The sequence below is a fragment of the Dinoroseobacter sp. S76 genome, assembly GCF_049801095.1.
Classification (GTDB): domain Bacteria; phylum Pseudomonadota; class Alphaproteobacteria; order Rhodobacterales; family Rhodobacteraceae; genus Dinoroseobacter.
Genome location: NZ_JBNAGH010000001.1, coordinates 867,709 through 891,758 on the forward strand (window position 1 = coordinate 867,709; position 24,050 = coordinate 891,758).

The 24,050-nt window shown below is 64.4% G+C and carries 24 protein-coding genes; 7 read left to right on the forward strand and 17 right to left on the reverse strand.

Annotated features, from left to right (window positions below; translation table 11 throughout):
- Positions 1–7: 7 nt before the first annotated feature.
- Positions 8–859: an alpha/beta fold hydrolase gene (locus ACP153_RS04245; protein ID WP_424969719.1), complete on the reverse strand. Its 852-nt coding sequence runs from the start codon at positions 857–859 to the stop codon at positions 8–10.
- Between the two features lie 473 nt (positions 860–1,332).
- On the opposite strand from ACP153_RS04245, the gene ACP153_RS04250 reads away from it, so the two are divergent.
- Positions 1,333–2,088, forward strand: coding sequence for a methyltransferase family protein (locus tag ACP153_RS04250; RefSeq protein ID WP_424969720.1), 756 nt, complete (start codon positions 1,333–1,335; stop codon positions 2,086–2,088).
- A 57-nt stretch (positions 2,089–2,145) separates the two neighbouring features.
- On the opposite strand, the gene ACP153_RS04255 is transcribed toward ACP153_RS04250, so the two are convergent.
- Complete coding sequence (locus tag ACP153_RS04255; RefSeq protein WP_424969721.1) at positions 2,146–3,207, reverse strand: hypothetical protein; 1,062 nt, start codon at positions 3,205–3,207, stop codon at positions 2,146–2,148.
- Positions 3,208–3,242: 35 nt separating this feature from the next.
- Here ACP153_RS04255 and ACP153_RS04260 point away from each other — a divergent pair, with 35 nt between their 5' ends.
- Positions 3,243–4,121, forward strand: coding sequence for a LysR substrate-binding domain-containing protein (locus tag ACP153_RS04260; RefSeq protein ID WP_424969722.1), 879 nt, complete (start codon positions 3,243–3,245; stop codon positions 4,119–4,121).
- Here the strand turns inward: ACP153_RS04260 and ACP153_RS04265 are convergent.
- Together ACP153_RS04265 and ACP153_RS04270 are read right to left on the reverse strand one after the other, a co-directional pair.
- Positions 4,118–5,002 (reverse strand): DMT family transporter, encoded by an 885-nt coding sequence (locus tag ACP153_RS04265; protein ID WP_424969723.1) that lies wholly within the window; start codon positions 5,000–5,002, stop codon positions 4,118–4,120. The two genes, ACP153_RS04260 and ACP153_RS04265, sit on opposite strands and share 4 nt — an antisense overlap.
- A 66-nt stretch (positions 5,003–5,068) precedes the next feature.
- A complete protein-coding gene (locus tag ACP153_RS04270) occupies positions 5,069–5,968 on the reverse strand; it encodes a LysR family transcriptional regulator (protein WP_424969724.1) in 900 nt (299 codons plus the stop codon).
- A 93-nt stretch (positions 5,969–6,061) separates the two neighbouring features.
- Here ACP153_RS04270 and ACP153_RS04275 point away from each other — a divergent pair, with 93 nt between their 5' ends.
- Positions 6,062–6,256 carry a hypothetical protein gene (locus tag ACP153_RS04275; protein ID WP_424969725.1) on the forward strand — a complete coding sequence of 65 codons (195 nt, stop codon included), beginning with the start codon at positions 6,062–6,064 and terminating at the stop codon, positions 6,254–6,256.
- A gap of 7 nt (positions 6,257–6,263) precedes the next feature.
- Here the strand turns inward: ACP153_RS04275 and ACP153_RS04280 are convergent, their stop codons facing one another.
- Both ACP153_RS04280 and ACP153_RS04285 read right to left on the reverse strand, forming a co-directional pair.
- A complete protein-coding gene (locus ACP153_RS04280; RefSeq protein ID WP_424969726.1) occupies positions 6,264–7,061 on the reverse strand; it encodes an SDR family NAD(P)-dependent oxidoreductase in 798 nt (265 codons plus the stop codon).
- Between the two features lie 12 nt (positions 7,062–7,073).
- Positions 7,074–8,039: a TIGR03571 family LLM class oxidoreductase gene (locus tag ACP153_RS04285; RefSeq protein WP_424969727.1), complete on the reverse strand. Its 966-nt coding sequence runs from the start codon at positions 8,037–8,039 to the stop codon at positions 7,074–7,076.
- Positions 8,040–8,374: 335 nt separating this feature from the next.
- On the opposite strand from ACP153_RS04285, the gene ACP153_RS04290 reads away from it, so the two are divergent.
- The gene (locus ACP153_RS04290; RefSeq protein ID WP_424969728.1) at positions 8,375–9,739 is read left to right on the forward strand and encodes an FAD-dependent oxidoreductase; all 1,365 of its coding nucleotides are present in this window, start codon (positions 8,375–8,377) and stop codon (positions 9,737–9,739) included.
- Here the strand turns inward: ACP153_RS04290 and ACP153_RS04295 are convergent, their stop codons facing one another.
- From ACP153_RS04295 to ACP153_RS04345, 11 genes are all read right to left on the reverse strand, one after another.
- Positions 9,740–11,041 (reverse strand): NAD(P)/FAD-dependent oxidoreductase, encoded by a 1,302-nt coding sequence (locus ACP153_RS04295; RefSeq protein WP_424969729.1) that lies wholly within the window; start codon positions 11,039–11,041, stop codon positions 9,740–9,742.
- Positions 11,042–11,046: 5 nt separating this feature from the next.
- Positions 11,047–11,898 carry an ABC transporter permease gene (locus ACP153_RS04300; protein ID WP_424969730.1) on the reverse strand — a complete coding sequence of 284 codons (852 nt, stop codon included), beginning with the start codon at positions 11,896–11,898 and terminating at the stop codon, positions 11,047–11,049.
- Between the two features lie 16 nt (positions 11,899–11,914).
- Positions 11,915–12,781 (reverse strand): ABC transporter permease, encoded by an 867-nt coding sequence (locus tag ACP153_RS04305; RefSeq protein ID WP_424969731.1) that lies wholly within the window; start codon positions 12,779–12,781, stop codon positions 11,915–11,917.
- A 7-nt stretch (positions 12,782–12,788) separates the two neighbouring features.
- Positions 12,789–13,892: an ABC transporter ATP-binding protein gene (locus tag ACP153_RS04310; protein WP_424969732.1), complete on the reverse strand. Its 1,104-nt coding sequence runs from the start codon at positions 13,890–13,892 to the stop codon at positions 12,789–12,791.
- Between the two features lie 86 nt (positions 13,893–13,978).
- A complete protein-coding gene (locus tag ACP153_RS04315) occupies positions 13,979–15,052 on the reverse strand; it encodes an extracellular solute-binding protein (protein WP_424969733.1) in 1,074 nt (357 codons plus the stop codon).
- A gap of 230 nt (positions 15,053–15,282) precedes the next feature.
- Positions 15,283–15,948 (reverse strand): class II aldolase/adducin family protein, encoded by a 666-nt coding sequence (locus ACP153_RS04320; protein ID WP_424969734.1) that lies wholly within the window; start codon positions 15,946–15,948, stop codon positions 15,283–15,285.
- 1 nt (position 15,949) lies between these two features.
- Positions 15,950–17,077 (reverse strand): Tm-1-like ATP-binding domain-containing protein, encoded by a 1,128-nt coding sequence (locus ACP153_RS04325; protein ID WP_424969735.1) that lies wholly within the window; start codon positions 17,075–17,077, stop codon positions 15,950–15,952.
- A complete protein-coding gene (locus ACP153_RS04330) occupies positions 17,077–17,949 on the reverse strand; it encodes a carbohydrate ABC transporter permease (protein ID WP_424969736.1) in 873 nt (290 codons plus the stop codon). The genes ACP153_RS04325 and ACP153_RS04330 overlap by 1 nt, the downstream gene beginning before the upstream one ends.
- Positions 17,946–18,824: a carbohydrate ABC transporter permease gene (locus ACP153_RS04335; protein ID WP_424969737.1), complete on the reverse strand. Its 879-nt coding sequence runs from the start codon at positions 18,822–18,824 to the stop codon at positions 17,946–17,948. Before ACP153_RS04335 ends, ACP153_RS04330 begins: the two co-directional genes overlap by 4 nt.
- A 104-nt stretch (positions 18,825–18,928) precedes the next feature.
- On the reverse strand, positions 18,929–20,275 hold the full coding sequence (locus ACP153_RS04340) for an extracellular solute-binding protein (protein WP_424969738.1): 1,347 nt from the start codon (positions 20,273–20,275) through the stop codon (positions 18,929–18,931).
- Between the two features lie 53 nt (positions 20,276–20,328).
- Positions 20,329–21,402: an ABC transporter ATP-binding protein gene (locus tag ACP153_RS04345; RefSeq protein ID WP_424969739.1), complete on the reverse strand. Its 1,074-nt coding sequence runs from the start codon at positions 21,400–21,402 to the stop codon at positions 20,329–20,331.
- Positions 21,403–21,550: 148 nt separating this feature from the next.
- Between ACP153_RS04345 and ACP153_RS04350 the strand changes: the two genes are divergently transcribed.
- The 3 genes from ACP153_RS04350 to ACP153_RS04360 all read left to right on the forward strand — a co-directional run bounded on the left by ACP153_RS04350 (position 21,551) and on the right by ACP153_RS04360 (position 24,047).
- The gene (locus ACP153_RS04350; protein ID WP_424969740.1) at positions 21,551–22,207 is read left to right on the forward strand and encodes a GntR family transcriptional regulator; all 657 of its coding nucleotides are present in this window, start codon (positions 21,551–21,553) and stop codon (positions 22,205–22,207) included.
- Positions 22,208–22,297: 90 nt separating this feature from the next.
- Positions 22,298–23,230 carry an N-acyl homoserine lactonase family protein gene (locus ACP153_RS04355; protein ID WP_424969741.1) on the forward strand — a complete coding sequence of 311 codons (933 nt, stop codon included), beginning with the start codon at positions 22,298–22,300 and terminating at the stop codon, positions 23,228–23,230.
- Position 23,231: 1 nt separating this feature from the next.
- Positions 23,232–24,047: a TIGR01459 family HAD-type hydrolase gene (locus ACP153_RS04360; protein WP_424969742.1), complete on the forward strand. Its 816-nt coding sequence runs from the start codon at positions 23,232–23,234 to the stop codon at positions 24,045–24,047.
- Positions 24,048–24,050: the final 3 nt, after the last annotated feature.

Genomic DNA, 24,050 nt, shown 5'->3' on the forward strand with positions numbered 1-24,050 from the left:
GCAGGTCTCAGGCCGCCGAGAGCAGGCCGCAAGCGGTCCCGCGCTGCGGTGCGGCCTCGGCCAAAGCCGCCGCGAAATGCGGATTGACCTGATCTGCATGGGTCAGCGGCGCCATATGGCCCAATCCCGGCAGGACGGTGCAGCGGGCCTGGGGGTAATCGGCGAGGATCTTGGCGCTGACATCCACTGTGACCTGCGGAGACCGCCCGCCACGCAGCACCGTGACCGGGCCGAAATAGGCTGGATGCGCGACCGTCCAGTAACCGGCACAGATCTCTTCGAAGTCGCGGGTCAGCGCAGCGCTTTGGGTCAGCAGCGCATCCTGACGATGGCGGGGCAATCCTATCCACGTGCCGGGGGCGCACCAGAAATCGAGGAAGCGCGCCATCATGACGGGGGCGGGCTGGCCGCGCACCTGCGTCCAGAGCACGCGAAGGTCCGGCGCAACGCTGGCCGCGCCGCGCCCGGGCAGGACCGGCATGACCGGGTCAAAGAGGGTGAGGCTGCGCACGCGGTCCGGGTTCCGGTTGGCCAGCATGAGCGCGACCGCGCCTCCAAAGGAGTGTGCGACCAGATCCATGGGCCCCGGGCTCTGCCAGAGCATCGCCTCCAGATAGGAGAGCCGGTCGAGCTGGGAGGGCGTCGCGCCATAGCCCGGCAGATCCGGTGCGATCAGGGTCCGGGAGGCTCCGAGATGGGCGGCGAGGCTTTGCCACTGGCGCCCGGAACTGGCGGTTCCGTGAATGGCAAAGACCGGTGGGAGGGTCGGGGTTTCGACAGAAGGCGCAGGACGATTGTCGTCGCAGTCTTCGGTTCGGGCATCGGTTCGGGCAAGGCGGGTCTGGGTAGAGATGGACATGGGCGAAATACCTGACTGGGGCGCCGGGAAGCGCGTGGAAGACAGGCCAGAGCGAGGCGCTGGCGCTGCCCCTGCCTAGCGCGCCCTGTCTTGCGAACCTTGAGGACAAGTTGGGGATTTGATGGTTTCCGCCCCCTGGAAACCGCCCTCAGGCGCCCAAATCGCCGGGTCTCGCACGCAAATCCTCAGCCAATCCCCAAGCAGGCCTCAAGCAGACGCGCCCGCCACGGGCGATAACCGCCCCACCACGGGAACCGGCGCATCCAGAACGATGCAGATCCGGCTGCCTTTACAGAATTGGAGACCCCATGATACCCATCCTCAAGGCCCTTCGGCTGAGACGATCTTCGACCCAACCCGGTCGGAGCACCCCGCGCGCACCAAACCGGACTGGTCGGCGACGCAGATCCCAGATCCGCCTGCCCCTCGACACTGCCCTGTCTCGCGCTCTCAAATTGTAAGGTCCTGATCCCATGAAACGCATCTCTGTTTTCGCCTATGGCGTGCTCGCCTACCTCCTCTTTCTTTCCGTGTTCAGCTATATGGCGGGCTTCCTGCAGGGCCTTTTCGTGCCAAGGGGCATCAACGATCCGGCCCTGGTTCCGGTGGCCAGCCCTGCCCTCGCCGTGGGGCTCAACCTCGCGGTGATCGCGCTTTTCGGCCTGCTGCACAGCCTGCTCGCCCGGGATTGGGTCAAGGCCTGGCTGACCCGCTTCCTGCCCGTTGCCGCCGAGCGCAGCACCTATGTGGTACAATCGAGCCTCTGCCTTGCCCTCGCCATGTGGCTCTGGCAGCCCATGACCGGCACGATTTGGCAGGTGGAAGGCCCGGCGGGCTTTGCCTTCTACGCGCTCTTTGCGCTCGGGGCCGGGATCGTGCTCTGGTCGACCTTCCTGATCGACCATTTCGAGCTTTTTGGCCTGCGCCAGATCTGGACCCATCTGCGCGGTCAGCCCATGCCCGCGCCGGAATTCCGAACCCCGGTGCTCTATCGCTTCGTCCGCCATCCAATGCAGTTGGGGGTGGTGATCCTGCTCTTTGCGACACCGCATCTGACCGCGGGGCATCTGCTCTTTGCCGGGTCGATGACGCTCTATGTCTTCGTCGGCCTCTATTTCGAGGAGCGCGCCCTGGTCCGCACCTATGGCGCCCGGTACCAGGCCTATCAGGCATCCGTGCCCATGCTGATCCCGGGGCTCCGCCCGAAGGCCGGGTCACGGGTCAGCTGACGACGCGTTATACCAAGACAGAGCGCCGGGCCCGTGGGTCCGGCGTTTTGCTGTCGGCTAGGGGAGGATTTTGATCGACCAAATCAGAGCCGTGCCATAGCCCGCCCGCTCCAGCAGGTCGATTTTCGAATGCCATGCCGCCGGGCATACGACGAAAACCGCCCCATCGCCCCGCGCCTGCCGCGCGGCCTCGGCGGTCTGCAGCAAGCGGATCGCTTCCTCGCGTCCGGGGCCAAGCGCCTCGGGATCGGCCAGGGCCGTATGGTAGAAATCATCGATAATCCCAACCCCGGCGGCGGAGTGACCGGCGGGCATGTGCAGCGCCGTGATGGGCTGAGAAATGGCGTAGCCCGCAACGGCGGCGGCTCCCGCGACGAACATGTCCCGATCCTCCAGACCAAGGCTCCGCGTCATCCAGGCACCGAACCGGGCATCCGCCTCCGGATGGGGCCGCCAGAACGGCTCGTGGAGCTGCGCGAGGATCCGGCGGTGCTCGGCACTGAGCGCAACGATCGCGCCGATATCCCCGGCGGCGGCGGAACGCACAGGCGGTCGCACCGCCTCCGCTCCAAGATCCGGCTTCGCCAGATACAGGGTCAGCGGCGCATAGCCTTGCGCCGCATGGAGGTCCTGCCACGCCTCCCCCGCCCCGCTGGCCGTCAGGAGGATCCGCGCCCCGGCGGCGACAAGCTCCGCCTCCGCCGCTTCGAGCAGGATCCGACCGGTATCTGTAGGCGCATCGGGGTGCAGGGCGCAATCCTGCAAGATCAGCCCGGGCGGACCGAACGCGCCCGCATAGATCGGAGGCACGGGCAGCAATAGGGCATGGCTCGCCCCCAGAACTTGGCCATCCTCCTCCGCCGCACGCCAGAACTGGCGGGGCTGCGCCCCTGCGGCGGAATATGCCCGGTGCAGCGCGGCCAGAACCGCGTCACGCGGATCCGCCGCGAGGGGCCACAGACCAGGGGCGCGCGCCGCGCGCGACTGCGCCTCGGCTGCCAACAGGTCCGCCAGCCCTTCGAAATCCGCCGCATCCGCCGCGCGTGTGGTGATCGCCATGACATCCCCTTTCCCCTCGGTGATCGCAGGGCCAACCGGGTTTGACAAAGCAGTTCTCATGGGAGACGCATTAGAAAATCTATGAGCTGATCCCGATGCCCAACCCTCTCAACCTCAACGCGCTCCGCGTCTTTGACATGGCGGCGCGGCTTGGCAGTTTTCAGCAGGCGGCGGACGCGTTGCATATCTCGCAGGGCGCCGTCTCGCAGCGGATCAAGGCATTGGAGGAGGTGCTGGGCCTGCGCCTCTTTGAGCGGGCTGCGCGGGGGGTGACCCTCACCCCCTCCGGAGCAGCCTATCACGCCGAGATCGCCGAGGCGCTGGCCCGGATCGAGACGGCGACGCGCCATCTGATGCAGCAGGACCGCCCGATCACCTTTCGGGTCGGGCCGTCCTTTGCCACGCGCTGGTTGATGCCGCGTCTAGCGCGGTTTCGGGCTGCGCATCCGGATCTGTCGGTGACGACCGATGTGCAGGAAGCCGTGTTGAGCCAACCGCTGGGGCGACATGAGCTGGCCGTGCTGCCGCGGGATCTGGTGCCTCAGACGCCTGCGCTGGACACACGGGAGCTCGCGCGCTTCGAGCTGCTTGCGGTCTGCCATCCGGATCTGCCACGCCCGTCCGGTGCGCTGGAGCTGAAGGCGATCCTGACCCTGCCGCTTCTGCAGGATTCCAAGGAACGCTGGGCGCGCCTGATCAGGGCCCGAGGCCTCACCGCGACGCCCGGATACCTGAATTTCGATCGCTCCGCGCTCGCCCTTGATGCTGCGCGCAATGGGCACGGGGTCGCCATCGCGCCGCGTCATCTGGTGGAAACCGCGCTCGCAAGCGGCGAGTTGATCGCCCTGTGGCGCGACCCGACGCCGCCCGAGGAAACCCTGCACCTGTGTTGGGCGCGAGCCCATGGGGAGGAGCGCGGCTTGCGGCGCGCGCTGGATTGGGTGCTGGCCGAGTTCGGCCTGCCCCCGGCTTAGGGCGCCGCGCGCGCCTCGCGCCGCAAGGCATAGTAGTTCGCAGCAAAGATCATGAACGCCCCGACCCCGAGCCATGGATCCAGCGCCTCGCCATAGACCCAGAACCCGACCAGCGCGATCAGCGGCACGCGCGCGAAGTCGATCGGCACCACCGTCGACGCCTCCAGAAGCCGCAAGGCCCGGGCCATGGTGTAGTGGGCGCTGAGCCCCGTGATCCCGGCCAGCAGGATCCAGGGCAGGTCCGGCAGGGTCGGCGCCCGCCAGTCCAGCAGCGCCAGCGCAAACCCCATGGGCAGCTGCATGACGATCATGAACGCGACGATCACCAGAGGCGCGCAGTCCTCGGTCAGCCGCTTGACCAGCACGATCGACAGGCCGTAGCCCATGGCCGCCGCGAGCACAATAAAGGCGGCCGGATCAATGATCTCGACACCTGGTCGCAGGATCACGAGGACCCCGGCGAAACTGCCCAGCACCGCGGTCAGGCGCGCATGGTGGATCCGTTCGCCCAGCAGAGCCCAGGCGAAGACCGCCACCCAGACGGGCATGGTGAATTCCAGCGCAAAGACCTCGGCCAGGGGCAACAGCACAACGCCGAGGGTCCAGCAATACTGAGCCGCGAAATGGATGATGTTGCGGGTCAGGTGCAAACCGATCCGCTGCGCCTTGCGGCAGGCCGGCCAGACGCGCGGCGCAAGAAGCACCAGCACCCCGAGCCCGACCAAGGAGCGGAAGAACAGGATCTGGACCACCGAGAGGCTGCCAGCCAGCTCGCGGGACGCGACCGCCATACCGATGAAGGAGGCCAGACATCCGATCATCCAGAGCACCCCCTGCACAAGCATGCTCGGGGGACGGACGGGCTGGGCAATGGGGGGCATGGGTGGAACCTCTGGCTGGGTAGATCCCGGTCTGCCAGAAGCGCTCACGCATTGATAATTCAGTGTCTAGATATTAAGGATTGATTTTTCAAATGCCTCGCGCAAGCGCATGGCTGCGGGTGAGAGCTTGCGCGCGCCGCTCCAGGCGATGCCGACATCCATGGTCGGGATCGCCTCGACAAGATCAATCGTTTCGACCCGGCGCCCCTCCAGCGTCCACGGGCGGTAGACCACATCGCTCAGGATGGTGACCGCCTGCCCCGAAGCGACAAGGCTGCGCACGGCCTCGATCGAGGCCGATGCGAGCTTGATCTCCGGGCGACCGGTGGCCTCGGTCCAATGGGCAAGGCCCTGTTTCTCGGCCTCATCCGAGCGGAGGATCGCATAAGGGTACCGCGCCACATCCGCCAGAGAGACCTGCTTCAGCTTGGTCAGCGGATGGTCGGAACTGACCCAGAGGCGCCGTTGCGAGCGCCGAAACGTCCGGCTCTTGAGGCCCAGATCCGGGGTCAGGTTCGAGGTCAGCATCAAGGCCAGATCCACACGATCCGCCAGCAAATCCTGCTCCAGCGCAGGGCGGAGATCTTCGGTCAGGGTCAGGGACACATGGGGGTGCGCGCGGCTGAACTGCTCGATCACCGGCATGGCGAAATAGCTCGACAGGGTCCAACTCATCCCCAGCCGCACGGTCCCGGTCAGCCCTTCATCCCGGGCCGAAACGCTTTTCATCGCCGCCTCAAAGGAGGCCGCAATGGTCTGGGCATGATGACGAAACTGCTGGCCCGCACGGGTCAGGCGCACCCCGGACGGCAACCGTTCAAAGAGCGGCGTGCCCAGCAGCGCCTCCATATCCTTGATCGACAGGGTCACCGCCGATTGCGAGACGTTCAACGCCCGCGCCGCGGCAGAGACTTGCCCAGCCTCCGAGACAGCGAGGAAATAGCGGATCTGCCGATGGGTCAGCATATGAGTTTCTTTAATGCTAGGGATTAGCAGCCTGAATTTTCAATGAAGCTTTTCCTCTGTCAAGCTCGCACTCGCAACCGGGGGGGGGAGATCATGGCACGTTCAGAGATCCAGTCAGACGAGACGTCCCAGGACGCCCGAACCGAAGCGCAGGTCTTTGCGACGCTCGCGGCAGAGGCCGAGGCACGCGCGGCAGAGGACGCGCGGGACAGGGTGGTGTTGGCCACGCCAAAGGGCCCACGACTGAGGACGTGGCTGCGATCCCTCTGGCGCGATCCGCGCAGCTAGCCTCGGATCAGGCCGCTGGTAGATAGGGCGCGACCATCGCATCGAGCTGCGCCATGAGTGCGGCGGTTTGCGCGGCATCCGCCGCCGCCGGGTGCGGGCTGTTGAAGCGGCCCGCATCATTGTCGAAGTAAGCGCCGGAGCGGCCTTCGAACGTCTCGGAGAGGGCCGCATCGCAGAGAACTTGCGCCCCCACGCCCAGATCGCTCCCGGCCACGCCGAAGCCCTGTTTCACCATCTTGGTGGCCAGCAGGGACCCCGGGTTCACCGACACAAAGAGTGGCCCTTCGGGATGCCGCGCCGCCAAGGCCTGGGTCCAGACGGTGATGGCGAGCTTGCTTTGGGAATAGGCCTCCATCAGCGACAGTTGCGGCGTGCCGGTCATCGCAGACAGGGTCACGGGCGCCTGAGCCGCCGAAGACAGGTTCACCACCCGCCCGGACGTGCCCAAGAGCGGCATCAGCCCAAGTGTCAGCAGATAGGGCGCGAGCGTGTTGACCATGAAGCGCAGCTCAATGCCATTCGCAGCCATCAGATCCGGCGTCTTGAACACGCCCGCATTGTTGATGAGCGCATCAAGCTGGCCATGGGCGCGCCCGATCTCGGCGATCAGCTTCTGCACCTCTGCGAAGTCCGACAGATCCGCGAGATACCCTTCGGCCGTCTCGGGCAGCTCCGCCAGCGCAACGGCCAGCTTGTCGGCACCACGCCCATGGACGCAGAGCCGGTGCCCCGCTGCGCCAAGCCGCCGGGCGGTCTCAAGCCCAATGCCATCGGTGGCCCCGGTGATCAGGATCGTTTTCGTCATGGTGTCATCCTTTCAGGACGCAAAGACCGGCAGAACCGCGTCGGCCAGATGGTGGAGCGTGTCCTCGGTGGACCGCGAAGAAAAGCGCAGGTTGAGCGCCACGTGATTTACGCCCACGGCCTCGATCTCGCGCAGATAGGCGATCAGCGCATCGGTGCCCGAGCGAAAGCCCAGATGGATCGGGCTCGGCGGCGTGTCGGCCTCGGGGCGCAGATCCACATAGAGCGACTGCATCACCGGCTTGTCCGGCAGGCCCAGCGCCCGCGTCCCGGATCGGTAGGTGTCGATCACCGCCTGTTGCTGCGGCACCGAGCGGGGATAGGTGATCCAGCCATCGGAATGCTCGGCGATCCAGGCGGGCGACTGACGGCTACTGCCCGTCACCAGAAGCGGCAGACGCGGCCCCGTGGGCTTGGGCAAAAGATCCATGCTCTGCACGCGCCCCTGCGCCGCCGTGACCTCACTGCGCGGAGCGCCAACCCCGCGGATATAGGCCACACTGTCCCGGAAACGCTCAGCGCGATCCTCAAAGGACATGTTCATGGCCGGGTATTCCTCGGGCCGGTCCCCGGAGGCCACACCCAGCAGCAAGCGCCCCTCCGAGAGGACATCGGCACTCGCCGCCGCCTTGGCCACATGGGCCGGATGGCGCAGGGGCAAGATCACGCTGGCCACGCCGAGCGAAATCTCCTGCGTGGCGCCGGCCAGCAGCCCGAGATAGACGAAGGGGTCGAACACCTGCCCGGCATCACCGAAGCTCGGCACATTGAACGGCACATCCCGCAGCCAGACCGCCGAAAAGCCCAACTGCTCAGCCAGCTGCACGCGGGCCAGATGATCCGTCATGCTCGGCACAGCACTATTGGGATAGGCCTCCAGCGGCACGACGAGGCCCAGGCTCAGGCGGCCAGGTTGGAACGTGCGCGCAAAGCCCTTGTTCATTGGGGCGAAGCGGGTCGGATCAGGCATGGTCAGCATCAGCTTTTCCTCGGGGTTGCGGGGCGCTCGGGGGTGGGGGGCCTATGCTCGGGCGCTTTGGCCACCATCGGACCCCTGTCACAGGCCGTATCGTGACACCGTAGATACACCCAGGTCTCGCAGGATAAAGGCGCTGGATCCGACTTCAGAATTCGGATTTTCGCAATAATCGAACGGGGCCTGCGCAGAGGGATGGCGGGGCCGCACCCCACCGAGATCGGCAGCGCTTCCCGGGTTTTCCGAGGCCTATCGCGGCGCTGGCGCGCGCGAAATTCTGACGCTACCGTGGTCGGCAGCGCGGGTCCCGCGCCCCATCCAAACGAGGAGCCCGCTGGATGAAATCGATCACAGAACCCGCCCGGCATGTGGATGTCATCTTTGAAACCGATGTCATCGTTGTGGGCTCGGGTCCGGCGGGACTGGCCGCCGCGCTGGCCGCTGCACGGGCGGGCGTGGATGTGGCCTTGGTCGAGCGGTTTGGCTGTTTTGGTGGCAATATCACCGCTGTCGGGGTCGAGGGGTTTGCCTGGTACCGCCACGAGGCCACCATCGAGGCCGGCGGCATCGGGCGCGAGTTCGAAGACCGCGCCAAGGAGATGGGCGCCGCCGTGCCCGAAAGCCAATCCCTGAGTTATGAGCTCGACAGCGAGGGCTTCAAGCTCGTCGCCGACCGGCTGGTGGAGGAGGCCGGGATCCACCCCATGCTCCACCGCCAATTCGTCGCCCCGGTGATGGATGGCGACCGGGTGACCGGGATCATCACCGAGAGCAAGGCCGGACGCGAGGCGATCCTGGGCAAGGTCGTGATCGACGCCACGGGTGACGCGGATGTCGCCCATCGCGCGGGCGCGCCGACCTACAAGACCCCGCGCGAGGATATGATGGCGGCCTCGGTGATGTTCCATCTGGCGGGCGTCGACAAATCGGCCTTCATGGCCGGGATCCGCGACGATCCCCAGACCTACAAGGATTGGGATGGCGGTGGCGAATGGGCGATCGAGACCTCGGGCAAGGAGGACGACATGTTCTCACCCTTCATCAAGAAACCCTTCGAGCGCGCCATCGAAGAGGGGCTGATCCCCGCCCATCTCAACACGATCGCCGGGACCTGGGGCGCGATGCATGACACGGGCGAGCTGACCTATATGAACCTGATCCACATGGATGAGGTAGATGGAACCGACCCGGACAGCCTCACCCAGGGCGAGATTGAGGGCCGCCGTCAGGCCATGCTCGCCATCGATGCGCTCCGCCGCTACATGCCCGGCTGTGCAGGCGCGCGGCTGCGGAATTTCGGGATGACCGTGGGGATCCGCGACACCCGCAAGATCGATGCGGTGTATAATATGACCGAAACAGATGTGCGCGAGCAGGGCCGGTTCGAGGACAGTATCGGGATCTATCCGGAGTTCATCGACGGCTATGGCCTGCTGATCTTGCCCACGACGGGGCGCTATATGCAGTTGCCCTACCGCTCCCTCCTGCCGAAGAAAATCCAAGGGCTGCTTGTGGCCGGACGTTCCACTGGCGGGGACCGGATTGCCCATGCGGCCACCCGGAACATGTCTTGCTGCGCTGTGGTGGGACAGGCCGCAGGGGTGGCGGCGGCGCAGGTCGTCCGCTCCAACCGGGATTTCTCGGATGTGGACCTGACGGCGGTGCGTGGGGAGCTCGACCGGCAGGGGATGCGGGTCCACTAGCTACCAGCCGAAGCGATCCCGGATCCGGTAGACCAGCACGGAAGGCGCGAGAAACCACGGGCTCCCTGTGTAGAAGGGCCGCGTCGGCACGGGCACCCGCCCGGTCCAAGGGAGGGTGTCCTCCTCCCCCGCGAGGCGCTTGCCGATCCGATGCCCGAGATAGCCCGCCATCCCCACGCCCGAGCCGCAATAGCCCATGGCGTAATGCAGGCCATCGTCTGTGCCTGTATGCGCCAAAGTGTCGAAGCTGAAGGCGACGGTACCGCTCCAGGAATGGCAGATGCGGGTGCCTGCGAGCTCCGGGAAGAGCTTCACGAGCTCGCGCAGCAGGATGGGACCTGTACGCTCCGGGTCCGCCTCGCTGAGCGAGACCCGCCCGCCAAAAAGGACCCGCGACCGGTCCGGTGACGGGCGGTAGTAGTAAACGAGCTTGCGCGTGTCCGACAGGATCCGGTCCGTGGGAAAGAGCCGGTCCATCAGCGCTGGATCGAGCGCTTCCGTCGCGATCACATAAGACCCGATGGGGATCACCCGCCTTTGGTGCCAGGGCGAGAGCGGCCCGCTATAGCCATTCGTGGCCAGCACCACCTGCCCCGCGCGCAGCGCTCCGCGCTCCGTGCGCAGGCGAAACCCGGGGCGTAAACGCTCCAGCTCCGTCACCCGGCACTGGGGGATGATCTGCACCCCGGCCTCCCGGCACAGGCGCATCAAGCCCGCATGGTACTTGCCGGGATCGAGACTGGCATGGCGCGGGAACACCACGCCGCCATGGTAAGCCCCGGTCCCAAGCTCCGCCGCCATCTTAGCCCGTGGCACCATATAGGCGCCGGTCTCGAGACTCGGGTTGGGAGCGGCGATCTCGCGGGCGAGTTGGTCGTAGCTCTTGGCCAGATGCGCGCCGTGGAACCGCCCGACCGCGCGAAAGGATGCGTCGATCCCCTCGGCAGCAATGAAATCCCGGGTGAAGTCCAGCGAGGCCTGCCCATCACGCAGGATCCCCTCGGCAATCTCGGCCCCGTAGCGTTGCGCGAGGCTCGCATAGCCCGGCTTCACACTGGTCGAGACCTGCCCACCATTGCGCGTGCTACAGCCCCAGCCCGGGGCTTCGGCCTCCAGCACCACGGTCGCGAGACCTCCCCGCGCGGCCTGCAGCGCCGCATGCAGGCCCGTATAGCCCGAGCCGATGACCGCCACGTCAGCCTCCGCCGGCAGTTCCGGCGCAGCCTCAGTGCTAAGTGGACTGGCCTCCCACCAATAGGGCGCGGACTTATACCCTTCGGCAAAGACCGACGCCGCAGCCATGGGCTTCAGTTTTTCTCGGGCCGCTGTACGGCGACCGAGATCAGCGCCAAGAGACCGGACCCCACCATCAGGAAGAAGGACACCGCGTTCAGCACGGGGGTCGAGCCGACCTTGGCCATGCGGTCATACATGGTGATGGTCAGCGGGCTCTCGGAGCCGACGAGGAAGAGCGTGGTGTTAAAATTCTCGAAAGACACAAGAAACGCTACGATCCCCGAGGCGATCATCGCGGGCCGCAGGAAGGGCAGCGTGATCGTCCAGAGCACCCGCGCCCGGCTGGCCCCGAGGTTGAAAGCGGCCTCCTCAAGCGAGACATCGAATTTGCGCAGCCGCGCCACGATCACCAGGGACGAGATGGTGGTGATGAAGGAGAACTGCCCCAGCACCACGAGGAAGAGCCCGGGGCGCAGGAACTCCAGCTCCAGCCCCAGCACGTCATCGGCGGAGTTCGCCACATTGCTCGCCATCACGAGGATCGAGATCCCGAGGATCACGCCAGGAATGACGAGCGGGACGATCATCAGGATGTAGAAGAAGTTCTTGTACGGAAACTCTCGCCGCACGAAGAGGAACGCATTGGTCGTGCCCACCGCCACCGAGAGGGTCGAGACCATCAGCGCGATCACGAAGGAATAGTAGAGCCCGCGCAACAGCCTCCGGTCATGGAACATACCCAGCTTCGGCTCGGTATCGTTGAAGAACCAGTCGAGCGTGAAGCCCTGCCACGGCAACGCGGGGAAGAGCGAGTCGTTGAACGCAAAGGTCCCTGCCGCGATCAGCGGGGCCGCGAGAAAGATGAAGAAGGCCACCACATAGAGCCGGTAGCCAAAGAGAAGCGCGGGGTTGCTGTTTGCCATTGCCATCTCCGCCCCCTCAGGTCTTTGCGACTGTGTTGGCCAGGGATTGCCCGCTCAGCCGCAGGCCAAGCCAGACCACGAAGGAGGTGAAGGCCAGCAGCAGGAAGCCAAAGGCCGCGCCGGATTCCCAATTGAACCGGGTGATGAACTGGTCATAGATCTGCTCGGTGAACCAGCTTGAATTCTTGCCGCCCAGTAGGATCGGCGTCAGGTAGCTGCCCGCCGTCAGCATGAAGACCACGATGCAGCCCGCCACGATGCCGGGCATGGCGTAGGGGATGATGATCCGGCGCAGCACGGTCAGGGTGTTCCCGCCCAGGTTATACCCCGCCTCGATCATGTCATCGCCCATCCCATCCAGGGTCGAGACCAGCGGCACGATCATGAAGAGGATCACCGTATAGACGAGGCCAACAACCACCGTGACGTCGTTGTAGAGGAACTCGATCCCCTCGCTGGTCATTCCAGACCAGATGAGGACGCTTGAGACCACGCCGGTCTCACGCAGGAGCAGAATCCAGCCAAAGGCCCGGATCAGGTCACTGACCCAAAGCGGGATCAGACACATCAGAAACAGCGCCCCGCGCGACCTCCGCCCGGCGATCTTGGCGATGTAATAGGCGATCGGAAAGCCGATGACCAAGGCCAGCGCCGTCACCAGCAGCGACATGGAGCCGGTCCTGAGAAGCGTGTTCCAGTAGATCGGCTCGTTGATGAAATCGATATAGTTGCCGAACCCGAACTCATAGACCCGCGGCGCCACCTTCTCGCGCAGGGAAAGTGCGATCATGCCCAGATGGGGCAGGATGATCAGGAGCAGGATCCAGAGCGCGAAGGGCGCGAAGAGCAGGATCAGCGAGAGGCGTTTGGCATCCGAACTCATGGCCCGCTCACACCGCAAAGCACATGGATTGCGCCTGCGCCCAGTTGAGTGCCACCGCGTCGCCTGCGCGCAAATCATTGCCCCCGCCGGTCACGACCACATCGGCCTCAATCAGCTGCCCTGCCGGGCTGCGCACCAGCACGCGGCTGTTCGCGCCGTTGAAAAGGACACTGTCCACGGTGCCGGAATAGCTGTTCTCGCCGCCCGCAGCCCCCTGATCTACGGGGGTGGCGGCGATGAACTCGGGACGCACGAACACCTCGACCGTATCGCCCTCGGCCACGGCGCGGTCGCCATAACCCGTGGCGACGACGTTCAGCCCCGCTTCGGTCTCGACCCTGATGCCATCGGCGCCGACCTGCGTCGCGCGCCCCTTCCAGCGGTTGGAATCGCCGACAAACCCGGCCACGAAGGCCGTGCGCGGCGAATGATAGAGCTCCTCCGGGCGGCCCACCTGCTCGAACCGACCTGCATTCATCACGGCCACATAGTCGGACATGACCAGCGCTTCGGACTGGTCATGGGTGATGTACACAAAGGTCGTGTCGAACTGGTGCTGGAGCAGCTTCAGCTCGATCTTCATCGCCTCGCGCAGCTTGAGATCCAGCGCGCCCAGCGGTTCATCCAGCAAGAGCACATCCGGGTTCAGCGCCATGCAACGGGCAATCGCGATCCGCTGTTTCTGCCCGCCCGAGAGCTGATGGATCTCGCGTCGGGCCAGATCCGGCAGGGCCACGCGGTCGAGCACATCCGAGACCTTCTGCGCGATCTCCTCCTTCGAGGCGCCAGCGCAGCGCAGCCCATAGGCAATGTTTTCATAGACATCCATCATCGGGAAGAGCGCCAGATGCTGGAAGACCATCTTCACATTGCGCTTGTTCGGCGGGACCGAGAGCACGGATTTGCCCTTGATTGCGATATCGCCACGGGTCGGGGTCTCGAACCCGGCGATCATGCGCATCAGCGTGGTTTTGCCACAGCCCGACGGGCCAAGGATGGAGAAGAAGGTTCCGCTCGGGATCTGGAAAGAGACGTTATCCACGGCGCGAAAATCGCCGAAATCCTTGTGGAGACCCGTGCATTCGAGGTCAAGGGCGTCGGCAGCTGTCATGTGGTCCCGAACTTGTAATCAGTCAATGTCAAACGGAGAAAGGGGCGCCGCGCTGTCGCGACGCCCCGGATGTCAAAGTGCAAGGATCAGCCGCCCGTAGCCGCCTTGATCTTCTCCAGCGCCTTGCCTTCCATATCCTCCACGCCGGGGGGGATGTTGGCGAAGAACTTGAGGTTCGCGATGTCTTCCTCGGTGAAGGCCGCGTTCACAGCTTTCTTCTTGTCCTCGGGCAGCAGATCCGCACCGCCGGGCACAGCCGCGATCGCGCCGGTGCTGCCGGACATGATCGAGATGTTCTCGGGCTGCATCACGAAGTTGATCCACTTGTAAGCCGCGTCGTCCGCCTTGCCCTTGGCCGGGATCACGAAGGTATCGATCCAGGTCAGCGCGCCGGTCTCTGGCGGGATGAAGACGATGTTTTCGTTCTGGTTGAACAGCTTATACGCGGTCGAGTCCCAGGTCTCGGAGGCCACGATCTCGCCCGACAGCATCATTGCCGACAGGTCGTCGCCGCCCTGCCAATAGGCTTTGATGTTCGCCTTGCACTCGATCAGCTTGTCCGCCACCCGGTCCAGCAGGTCCTGATAGGCGTCGAGATCGGCATACATCGCGAAGGGGTCTTCCCCCATGGCAAAGGCCGTCCCCAGCAGGATCGTGCGGCGCAGACGCATGGAGGTCTTGCCCGCATAGGCCGGGTTGCAGAGGTCGTCCCAGCCCGACACATCCGGCGCCATGGACATATCCGCCATCAGGCCGGAGGTGCCCCACTGGTGCGGCACGGCGTAGACCTCGCCGTCGATGGTGGTGTTGCCCTTCACAGCATCCAGATGGACCGAGGACATCACGCTCGTGTCGATCTGCGACAGGTCGAGCGGCTTGTAGATCTCGTATTCGAGCTGGGCCGCATAGATCCGGTCATGGCTCGGCTGCGCCAGATCAAAGCCAGCCCCGCCGGTGGCGCGCAGCTTGGCGATCATCTCTTCATTGTTCGAGAAGGTCACCTCGACGGTGATATCCGGATATTGCGCCTCGAATTTCTCGACGAGCGCCTCGGGGGCGTAGGAGCCCCAGGTCAGCAGGCGCAGCGTCTCGGCGGAGACCGCCGTGGACGTCAAAGCGGTGGAGGCCGCGAGGCCCATAACGAGAAGGTATGATTTCATAAATTGCGCTCCCTGAATTAATACGGTGCCTTTTCCAGGCATCCGATACGCAACACTAGGTCAGTCTTTGAAGTTTGTCGTCACCCGAAGGACTCTCCCTGCAGGTGAGCCTAGCCGCGCTCCGGGATTTCAACAAGCGTTCAGTTTCGGGACCTTATGCAAGGGATGTGACAGCGCGTTGACAGAGCCCGACCGTCGGTGATCCGACCGGGAGATCGGGGCGCCGAGGATCAGGCGCTCCGGGCGGCCTTCGCCTCCTTGGCGGTGCCATAGCTCGGCAGGTCAGAGGCGCTCTTGCCATGGGCGGCCATGAGCGTGTCGCGGACAAAGGCGATATGGGCGGTCTCCTCGATGATCTCGGCGAGGTATTGCGCCGCCGTCAGGGTCTTGCCCACGCCGATCGTGCCGTGATTGGCCAGCACCGCGGCCCGCACGGAGGGGTCCTCAAAGACCGGGCTGATCTCGACCTCGGTCTGCGGGCCGCCATTTTCCGACAGGGGGATGAGCGGCATGCGCCCGATCTTTTCGATGGTTTGCACGGTCAGACAGGGGATCTCGATCCCCGCGCTGGCATAGCCCGTGGCCCAGGGGCTGTGGCAATGGACGATGGCGTTGATGTCAGGGCGGATGCGATAAAGATCGAGGTGGAAATCCAGATCCTTCGACGGCTTGAACGACGATGGCTCGATCGTGCCATCCAGATGCACCACCTGCAGGTTGTCGCGCGAGCATTCCGCAAAGCCCACGCCCGAGGGCTTGATCACGATGGCATCGGCCGAAGAGAGCCGCACGGAGAGGTTCCCGCCCGCATTGGTCTGCAGCCCCAGATCAAAACAGCGCTGCGCCGACCAGATCAGCGCGTCTTTCTTGGCCTCGACATCGGAGGGGTCAATCATCTCAGGGTTCCTTTATGATCTCGGCAAGGGCGTCGGCGGCGGCATGGGCCACCTCCGCATCATTGATATGGCCGGGGAGCCGGGTGACAGGCACGTGCTGCTCCAGCGTGTCGGCAAAAAGATGGCGCAAGGCGGGGCTCTCGACCGCGCCGCCGGGGCGATCCTCGGAGGAAAAGCCCCCCATGGGGATCAGAACCCGCTGGGGCGCTGTCGCGGCGGCGACCGCTTCCCCCAGGATGTTGGCGCAGCGCGTCATCTCAGCCTCGGAGCATTGCACATGGGTGAAAAGCGGCGAATGGGCGTAATGGGGCCGGGCGCGATAGATCTCGGGCATCAGGCTCGCCTCACCCAGCCCGATCACGTTTACCGCCCCCGGCAAAAGGACCCGGGGCAGATCCCCCATGCCCGTAAACCGGTTCGGCATTTCCGCATGGATCCCGGCCACATGGCAGCGGGTCAGCTCGTGAGGGGTGTAGTCCACCACTCCCTTGAACGCGCCGATCTCGGCCCAGCGCGTGAAGGCGGCACCGCCAAACCCGTTGGCATGAAACACCGTGACCTCATGCCCATCCTCGGTCAGCCGCTGGCGCAGGGCGTCGGTGCCGGGCCCGGTCACCCCGAGCGACGTCACGCCAATCGAGGGGGTCAAGCTCTTCTCCCCCTCCGCTGGCAGCGCGCCGCGCAGGCCCGCCGCAATGGCCGCCGCCCGGTCCAGCACATCGCGGGTCGTGGCGTTCAACCCGCAAAGATCGGCAATGGTCGGGACCAGCACGATCGCGTTGTCGGCAATCACATAGCGCGGATCGAAGGGCAGCGTCGTGACCAGCAGCTTGGGCATCATCGCAGGCAGGGAATGCAGCACCTTCAGCGCGATCTGCCCCCCTGTCCCGCCGCCAATGGCGACCACGAGGCGCGGCGCCTTGGCCGAGGCCGCGGCGATCTCGGCAATGGCGCGTTCGGCGGCGGCATCCATCCCGGCAAGCTTCTCCTCGGGCGACCAATGGGCCCCGTCGGCGTTCAGCGAGATATCGCAGCGGCGCACGGTCAGCCCGGCGGCCTCCATCGCGCGGGAGAAATACTCGGTCTCCTCCCGCTTGGTGTCGAACGTGGCCAGTAAGAGGACGGACATCAGCCTTTGACAGCTCCTGCAGTCATGCCGGTGATGATCTGACGGCTGGCGACAAAGGTAAAGATGATTGGCGGGATCGCGAGCAGCATCCCCGTGGCCATGATCACGCCCCAGTCGATATCGAATTCCGTCAGCGAGTTCACGATGGTCACCGGCACAGTCCGGCTGCTGCGATCGGCGAGCGCATTGGCCAACAGGAACTCGTTCCACGCCACCCGGAAGGTAAAGATCGAGGCCGCTGCAATGCCCGGCTTGATCAGGGGCAATACCACGAGGAAGAAGACCTGGAACGGGCCCGCGCCATCCATCCGCGCGGCCTCTTCGAGCTGGATCGGAACCTGCACGATGAAGCTCTGCAGGATCCAGATCACGAAGGGCAGGTTCAGGGCCACATAGACAAGGATGATCCCGCCGCGCGTGCCATCTATGCCGAACTGAAAGGTCCAGATGCCGAAAACCGGCACCAGCAGGACCGCCGGCGGCACCATCCGCATCATCAGCGTCCAGATCGACACCACGTCCCGACCCATGAAGCGGAACCGCACCAGCGCATAGGCCGCCATGGTCCCGATCACCAGCGTGATGCCCGTCGAGATCAGCCCGATGATCAGCGAGTTCGTCAGCGCCCGCCCAAAGGTCGGATCGCAGCGGCGCAGGTGTTCGGGCTCGTACCACAGGAAGTCGCAGAGCGCGGTCTCGTAGTTCCGCAAGGTCGGCATGAAGAACAGGCTCGAGCTGTCGGACATGATGTCCACGTTCAGCTTCAGCGAGGTGACCAGCATCAGATAGATCGGCCCCACCGCCATCAGCACCAGCGCCACGAGCAGCGCATAGAAAGCCGGGTTCTGCCGGTCGTAAGTCTGGGTGCTCATGCCTCTTCCTCCACCGCGCGCAGCCGGGCGGCGCGGGCGTCTTGAGCTTTATTGTAGATGAACATGGCGAAGGTCAGGATCAGCAGCACGATGAGCAGCAGGTTCGACATGGCCGCAGCCTCCCCGAGTTCTCGGAATTCAGAGGCCGTTCGGTTGATCCTGAGCGAGAGGATCTCCGTCGAGAGGCCCGGGCCGCCATTGGTCATCACGAGGATCACCTCCAGCACCTTGAAGCTGTCGATCAGCCGCAACAGGAGCGTAACGATCAGCACCGGCAGCATGAGCGGCAGCTTGATATAGACGATCTGCTGCCAGCCGGTGGCGCCGTCGATCTTGCTTGCTTCGATTGCCGAGGACGGGAGCGATTGCAGCGCCGCCAGCGACAGGATGAAGATGAACGGGGTCCATTGCCAGATATCGGCGATGATCACCGAGGCGAAGGCCCAGGACCCGTCCGAGAGCCAAGGTACGCTGTCAAACCCGAGCCCGGTCAGTGTCTTGTTAAAGATCCCCACGGTCGGGTGGTACATGTAGCGCCACATCAAACCCACGACGATCGGCGCAATCATCATCGGCAGGATGAAGAGCGTGCGCAGCACCGACATACCTCGGATGTTCCGGTCCAGAAGCAGGGCAAGCCCGACCCCGATGATCATCTCGAGCGTGACGACGATGCCTGCGAATTTCAGGGTGACCCAAAGGCTCTCGCGGAAGTTCGGATCGCCAAAGAGCTTGACGTAGTTCCGGATCCCCACGAACTCCGCCTCGCCGATCCTCTGGCTGGGGTTCCAGTCCAGAAAGCTGGCATAGATCATGTAGCAGATCGGGTAGAACAGCGCGACGGCCAGTACCAGAGCCGCGGGCGCGAGGAACATATACGGGGTCAGACGGGACGCGCGCGCAAGGGACATGGGCGGAGGGCCTTTTCAGAGAGGGTCACCTGACCGACCACGGGGGCCGGTCAGGTGCGGGAGGAGGATTACTGCCAGGTGTAGTAGCCGGCCTCATCCATCACCGCGCGGGCACGCTCGGCGACACCATCCAGAGCTTCCTGGATATCGGTCCCTTCGGTCAGCACCTGGCTGAGCGTCGTGCCGATATCGGCGTTGATCTTGCCCCAGGTCGGGATGATCGGGCGCCAGTCCGGATCCGCGTATTTCAGCGCTTCACCGAAGGTCGCGGAATAGGGGTATTTCTCGTTCAGCTCCGCGTTCTGATAGGTCGAGAAGCGCGAGGGGTTCCCGCCCGCCATGGCCACGGCCAGATCGCCTTCCTTGGAGGTCAGCCACTGCATCAGCAGGAAGGCCGCTTCCTTGTTCTGGGCGTTCTTGGGGATCGCGATGCCGAAACCGCCGGTCTGGCTGCCGCGACGCACACCTTCGGGGTGCAGGGCATAGCCCACCTTGCCGGCCACTTTGGACTGGCTCGGATCCTCGAACCCGGCGGCAAAGGCGATGGAGTCCATGAACATGGCCGCCTGACCCTGCTTGAACGCCGCCGCCGCTTCGGCGGGGCCAAAGGTCGTGCTGCCCTCGGGCCCGCAATCCACGATGGTCTTCAGCGCATTAGCCGCAGCCACCCCGGCCTCGTTGTTGATGATCGGGTTCCAGCTGTCGTCAAAGACGCGTCCGCCGAGCGGTGCAAGGTGCAGCAGGAAGGCATGGCTCGCCTGGTGGCCGGAGGCGGCGCGGGAGGCCATGCCGCCCATGCCTGGCTCAACCTCGGGGATTTTGCAAGCCGCGTCGAGCAGTTGGTCATAGGTCTCGGGCGTGGCGATGCCGTGCTTCTCGAAGATGTCCTTGCGATAGGCGAGCACCGACGTTTCGGAACCAAACGGGATCCCGAAGGCAGAACCGAGCTTGCCCGGCAGATAGCCCTTCTGGCCGCCTGCCACGCCGATATTTTCGACATAGCCGTCAATCAGATCGGCCTGATCATAGTTCGGATCGGCCAGCTTGGGGTTCATGAAATACTTGGCGAGGTTCTCCAGCTGATCGGCGAAAACGTAATCCGCCTTGGAGAAGACCACATAAGCGATCAGGTCATAATCACCCTCATCCTTAGTCAGCTCGAGCGTCTGGCGCTCGCGCATCTTGAGGTATTGAAGCTGGTCCACCTCGACCTCGATGCCGGTCTGCTCGGTGAACTCGGGCAGCACATCCATCACCGCGTTGTAATGCGGGTGGGCGGGGAAGTTCACCACCAGCGTGGTGCCTGCGTAGGGTGCGTAGGGGTCCGAATGGCCCGCGGCCATAGCAAAGCCACCGCTGAATGTAAGGGCCACCGCCGCCGCAGCGGACCAGACCTTGGACGTGTGTCGTGTCATGTCATCCTCCCAGATGTTGATCGACCGCCTGCGCGGCCATCCTGCGGGCCGCGCTAGAGCGCCGCCTCCGTCTTTGGATCAAAGAGATGTACTTCCTCTCCCTGAACCGTGAATTCTCGCGTCTCGCCGGAGCGGATCGGCTCCACCGTGTTGACCTCGATGGCCACGCGCTGGCTGCCGAGCTCGGAGATCAGGACCGATTGCGCGCCGATATATTCCGACAGAATGATCGGCATCTGCATGCCGCCTGCCCCTTCGGCAAAGCTCGACGGGCGAATGCCCAGATGCACCGCGCGGTCCTTGTGACCCTGCAGGCTGGCCTTGCGCGCCTCCGGCAGCGGGATCGAGAAGCCCTGCCCGGCGGCGCTGAGCACGCCATCGCTCTCGGTCAGTTCCGCATTGAGGAAATTCATGGTCGGCGAGCCGATGAAGCCCGCAACGAATTTGTTGGCCGGGCTGCGATAGAGCTCTTCCGGGGAGCCCGCCTGCATGATCTCGCCAAACTTCATGACCACGATCTGATCGCCGAGGGTCATTGCCTCGACCTGATCATGGGTCACGTAAATCATGTTCTTCTTGATGCGCTGGGACATGAGCGCGAGCTCGGCCCGCATCTGCCCGCGCAGCTTGGCGTCAAGGTTCGAGAGCGGCTCATCAAAGAGGAATGTGCTCGCATCCCGCACAAGCGCGCGGCCCATGGCGACCCTCTGACGCTGCCCGCCGGAGAGCTCAGCCGGTTTGCGATCGAGATAGGCGGTCAGATCGAGCGTCGCCGCGACCTCCTTCACGCGCTTTTCGATCTCGGACTTGTTCATCCGCGCGAGGCGCAGGGCAAAGGACATGTTCTTGGCCACATCCATATGCGGGTAGAGCGCGTAATCCTGGAACACCATGGCCAGGTCCCGCTCCTTCGGTTCGAGCTGCGAGACATCGCGCTCGCCGATCATGATCTGTCCGCTGGTGACGCTCTCGAGCCCAGCGATCATCCGCAGGGTCGTGGACTTGCCACACCCGGACGGCCCCACGAGCACCGTGAACTCGCCATCCTTCATGGTGAGGTTCAAATCCTCAATCACCGTCAGCGACCCGTAATCCTTGCGCAGGCTTTGCAGGCGTATCTCAGGCATATCCGGCTCTCTCCCCTTACCGTGACAGCAAGGAACATGACTTTGTATACAAACGCAACAAAAAATATGCAAAAACGTCGTCTCGATGGATTTCAGCAAAGTTTCATGCTAGAGACGGGCAGAGTTCAGCCCAGCCAGGAGCGCGCAAATGGACCGAAACACCGGATCCCCTCGCGAATCATCCAGCCAACGAATCGAGAGCCAGCTTCTCGATGACATTGCTGCGGGCCTGCTCGAGCCCGGGCAGCGTCTGGATGAAAGCAAGCTGGCGGAACGCTTCGGCGTCTCCCGCACGCCCGTGCGCGAGGCGCTCAACCGGTTGACCGCACAAGGCGTGCTGGTCGCTGGCGAGAAACGTGGCGTCCGCGTGGCGGAGTATTCGCGTGAAAAACTCGCGCAAATGTTTGAAGCTATGCAGGAAATTGAGAGTGTCTGCGCCCGCCTTGCCAATCAGAGGCTGACGCTTCTGGCCCGGTCTGAGATCGAAGCGGCCCAAGCGGAATGCGCCCAGGCGGCCGCTCAAAACGACCGCCTTCGCTATATAAAGGCCAATGAAGCGCTGCATCTGGCGATCTATCGCGCCACAGAGAACCCCTTCATTTCCGAGCTCGCCTCGGACTTCCGCCGGCGCACGGGTCCCTTCCGCGCCAAGAAGCTTCAGTCTCAGGAAGACCTGCTGAAATCGGTGGAGAACCATGTGGACCTGCTGGCGAAGATTTTCTCAGGGGACTCGCAGACCGCTGTCGACGGAATGCGCAAACACATGACCGAAAGCTTCATGCAGGTGCTCGCTGCGAACGGGTAATTTGCCCCCTCGGGTGGAAAAATTGCCGCTCTCTGTAGACATGCGCGTTTTTATGTATACAAACATCGTGAACCGTATGTGGAGGACCCGATGGGCGTTGCAGAGACCAAGATCTATCCAATCAATACCGGCTGGCTCGAGGCTGACCTCGGCACCTACATCTTCTGGAAAGGCCCGGCCGGGAAGAAGATCTGGAACCCGGTCTATTGCCATTATGTGGACACCGGCGAGCACAAGATCCTGATAGATACGGGGCTGTGCGACGAGGAACGCGCCACCAAGTACCACCATAAATGCGACAAGCGCGGCTGCCTGCAGGTTCATGAGCATCTCGAGCAGAAGCTGGGCGTGCATCCGGATGAGATCGACGCCATCGTCTTCACCCATCTGCACTGGGACCACGTGCAGAACATGAAGGAATTCAAGAACGCCCGCTACATCGCGCCCAAGGCCGAGATCGAAATGGCGTTCAACCCCCTCCCCCTCTACTACCGCACCTATGAGAGCGGCTATCTCGGCATCGATCCGGCCTATACGGGCTGCGTCTTCGAAGCCGTTGAGGACGAATGCGAGGTCCTGCCGGGCATCACCATGTTCCACACGCCAGGGCATTCGGTGGGCCATATGGCCGTGACCGTCGCCACCAGCGCGGGCGATATCGTCATTGCGGGCGACGCGATCTTTCAGGAGCGGAACATGGAGCCGAACCCCGATGAGGGCTGGCGCTATTGGGTGCCCGCACGCTTCGTGAACAGCTATGAGGGCTGGAAATCCGTTGAGGAGCTCGACAAGCGCGCGGATTACATCCTCGCCTGCCATGACAAGGTCGCGAATGCCCGCTCGGATGTCTTCCCCTATGAGGGCATGCCCCTGCGCAAGCGCCGTCAGGTGATCCCGGGCTACCAGTTCTACTTTGGCGACATGCCCCCGGGCAGCGCGGGCAAATCTGCCCCGGCCCTCACCAAGGAAGAGGCCGAGGCCTATATCGCCAGCCTCGTGCCGCCGACGCCCGACCCCAAGTAAGATGCCCCCCCTCGACAGCCTTCTGTCCGTGGCCGCGCGCTATGACGCCATCGTCTTTGACCAATGGGGCGTGCTGCATGACGGCAGCACGGCCTATCCGGAGGCGGTGGCCACGGTGGCCGAGCTCGCCGCGCGCGGACAGCGGATGGCAGTGCTGTCGAACTCCGGCAAGCGGGCGGAGATCAACCGTGCGCGCATTGCCGGGATGGGGTTTGAAGGGGACGGGTTCGAGGTTGTGATGACCTCGGGCGAGGCGCTTTGGCGGGACATGCAGGGCGCTGCGCTCGCGCATCTCCGCACGTTGCTGCCGATCACAGCGGCTGAGGGGGATGCCCAGACCTGGGCCGAGGGCCTTTCGGTGCAGTTCACGCAGGATCTCGCAGAGGCGGATGGCGCGCTGCTCATGGGGCTGCCCGATGGGGCAGATCACAGCGAGACGCGGGCGATGCTTGAGGCGGCGCGGGCGCGGGGTCTGCCGCTGATCTGCTCGAACCCGGATCGCGCCTCGCCCCGCGCGGGCGGGGTCACCGTGATCTCCCCCGGCGCGCTGGCCCATGAGTATCAGGATGCGGGTGGAGACGTGACCTTCTATGGCAAGCCCCACCTGCCGATCTTTGCCGCTCTGCAATCGGCCCTCGGCATCGCGGATCCGGCCCGGATCCTGATGGTCGGGGACAGTCCCGAGCATGACATCGCCGGCGCCCATGGGGCCGGGTGGCACGCGCTTTTCATTGCGGGCGGTCTCCACGCCGCAGCGACGGAGGATCTCTTTTCCGCCATCGCGCCGCCCCACTATAGTCTTCCAACGCTCAGGTGACCC

Excerpts from the sequence above, each read along its gene's own strand:
- ACP153_RS04325 (WP_424969735.1), bottom strand. The coding sequence starts at position 17,077 with ATGTCCGTCCTCTTACTGGCCACGTTCGACACCAAGCGGGAGGAGACC.
- ACP153_RS04255 (WP_424969721.1), bottom strand. The coding sequence starts at position 3,207 with ATGAGAACTGCTTTGTCAAACCCGGTTGGCCCTGCGATCACCGAGGGG.
- ACP153_RS04300 (WP_424969730.1), bottom strand. The coding sequence starts at position 11,898 with ATGGCAAACAGCAACCCCGCGCTTCTCTTTGGCTACCGGCTCTATGTG.
- ACP153_RS04275 (WP_424969725.1), top strand. The coding sequence starts at position 6,062 with ATGGCACGTTCAGAGATCCAGTCAGACGAGACGTCCCAGGACGCCCGA.
- ACP153_RS04295 (WP_424969729.1), bottom strand. The coding sequence starts at position 11,041 with ATGGCTGCGGCGTCGGTCTTTGCCGAAGGGTATAAGTCCGCGCCCTAT.
- ACP153_RS04280 (WP_424969726.1), bottom strand. The coding sequence starts at position 7,061 with ATGACGAAAACGATCCTGATCACCGGGGCCACCGATGGCATTGGGCTT.
- ACP153_RS04245 (WP_424969719.1), bottom strand. The coding sequence starts at position 859 with ATGTCCATCTCTACCCAGACCCGCCTTGCCCGAACCGATGCCCGAACC.
- ACP153_RS04285 (WP_424969727.1), bottom strand. The coding sequence starts at position 8,039 with ATGCTGACCATGCCTGATCCGACCCGCTTCGCCCCAATGAACAAGGGC.
- ACP153_RS04320 (WP_424969734.1), bottom strand. The coding sequence starts at position 15,948 with ATGATTGACCCCTCCGATGTCGAGGCCAAGAAAGACGCGCTGATCTGG.
- ACP153_RS04310 (WP_424969732.1), bottom strand. The coding sequence starts at position 13,892 with ATGACAGCTGCCGACGCCCTTGACCTCGAATGCACGGGTCTCCACAAG.
- ACP153_RS04355 (WP_424969741.1), top strand. The coding sequence starts at position 22,298 with ATGGGCGTTGCAGAGACCAAGATCTATCCAATCAATACCGGCTGGCTC.
- ACP153_RS04335 (WP_424969737.1), bottom strand. The coding sequence starts at position 18,824 with ATGTTCCTCGCGCCCGCGGCTCTGGTACTGGCCGTCGCGCTGTTCTAC.
- ACP153_RS04250 (WP_424969720.1), top strand. The coding sequence starts at position 1,333 with ATGAAACGCATCTCTGTTTTCGCCTATGGCGTGCTCGCCTACCTCCTC.
- ACP153_RS04260 (WP_424969722.1), top strand. The coding sequence starts at position 3,243 with ATGCCCAACCCTCTCAACCTCAACGCGCTCCGCGTCTTTGACATGGCG.
- ACP153_RS04315 (WP_424969733.1), bottom strand. The coding sequence starts at position 15,052 with ATGAAATCATACCTTCTCGTTATGGGCCTCGCGGCCTCCACCGCTTTG.
- ACP153_RS04345 (WP_424969739.1), bottom strand. The coding sequence starts at position 21,402 with ATGCCTGAGATACGCCTGCAAAGCCTGCGCAAGGATTACGGGTCGCTG.
- ACP153_RS04330 (WP_424969736.1), bottom strand. The coding sequence starts at position 17,949 with ATGAGCACCCAGACTTACGACCGGCAGAACCCGGCTTTCTATGCGCTG.
- ACP153_RS04290 (WP_424969728.1), top strand. The coding sequence starts at position 8,375 with ATGAAATCGATCACAGAACCCGCCCGGCATGTGGATGTCATCTTTGAA.
- ACP153_RS04340 (WP_424969738.1), bottom strand. The coding sequence starts at position 20,275 with ATGACACGACACACGTCCAAGGTCTGGTCCGCTGCGGCGGCGGTGGCC.
- ACP153_RS04305 (WP_424969731.1), bottom strand. The coding sequence starts at position 12,781 with ATGAGTTCGGATGCCAAACGCCTCTCGCTGATCCTGCTCTTCGCGCCC.
- ACP153_RS04360 (WP_424969742.1), top strand. The coding sequence starts at position 23,232 with ATGCCCCCCCTCGACAGCCTTCTGTCCGTGGCCGCGCGCTATGACGCC.
- ACP153_RS04350 (WP_424969740.1), top strand. The coding sequence starts at position 21,551 with ATGGACCGAAACACCGGATCCCCTCGCGAATCATCCAGCCAACGAATC.
- ACP153_RS04270 (WP_424969724.1), bottom strand. The coding sequence starts at position 5,968 with ATGCTGACCCATCGGCAGATCCGCTATTTCCTCGCTGTCTCGGAGGCT.
- ACP153_RS04265 (WP_424969723.1), bottom strand. The coding sequence starts at position 5,002 with ATGCCCCCCATTGCCCAGCCCGTCCGTCCCCCGAGCATGCTTGTGCAG.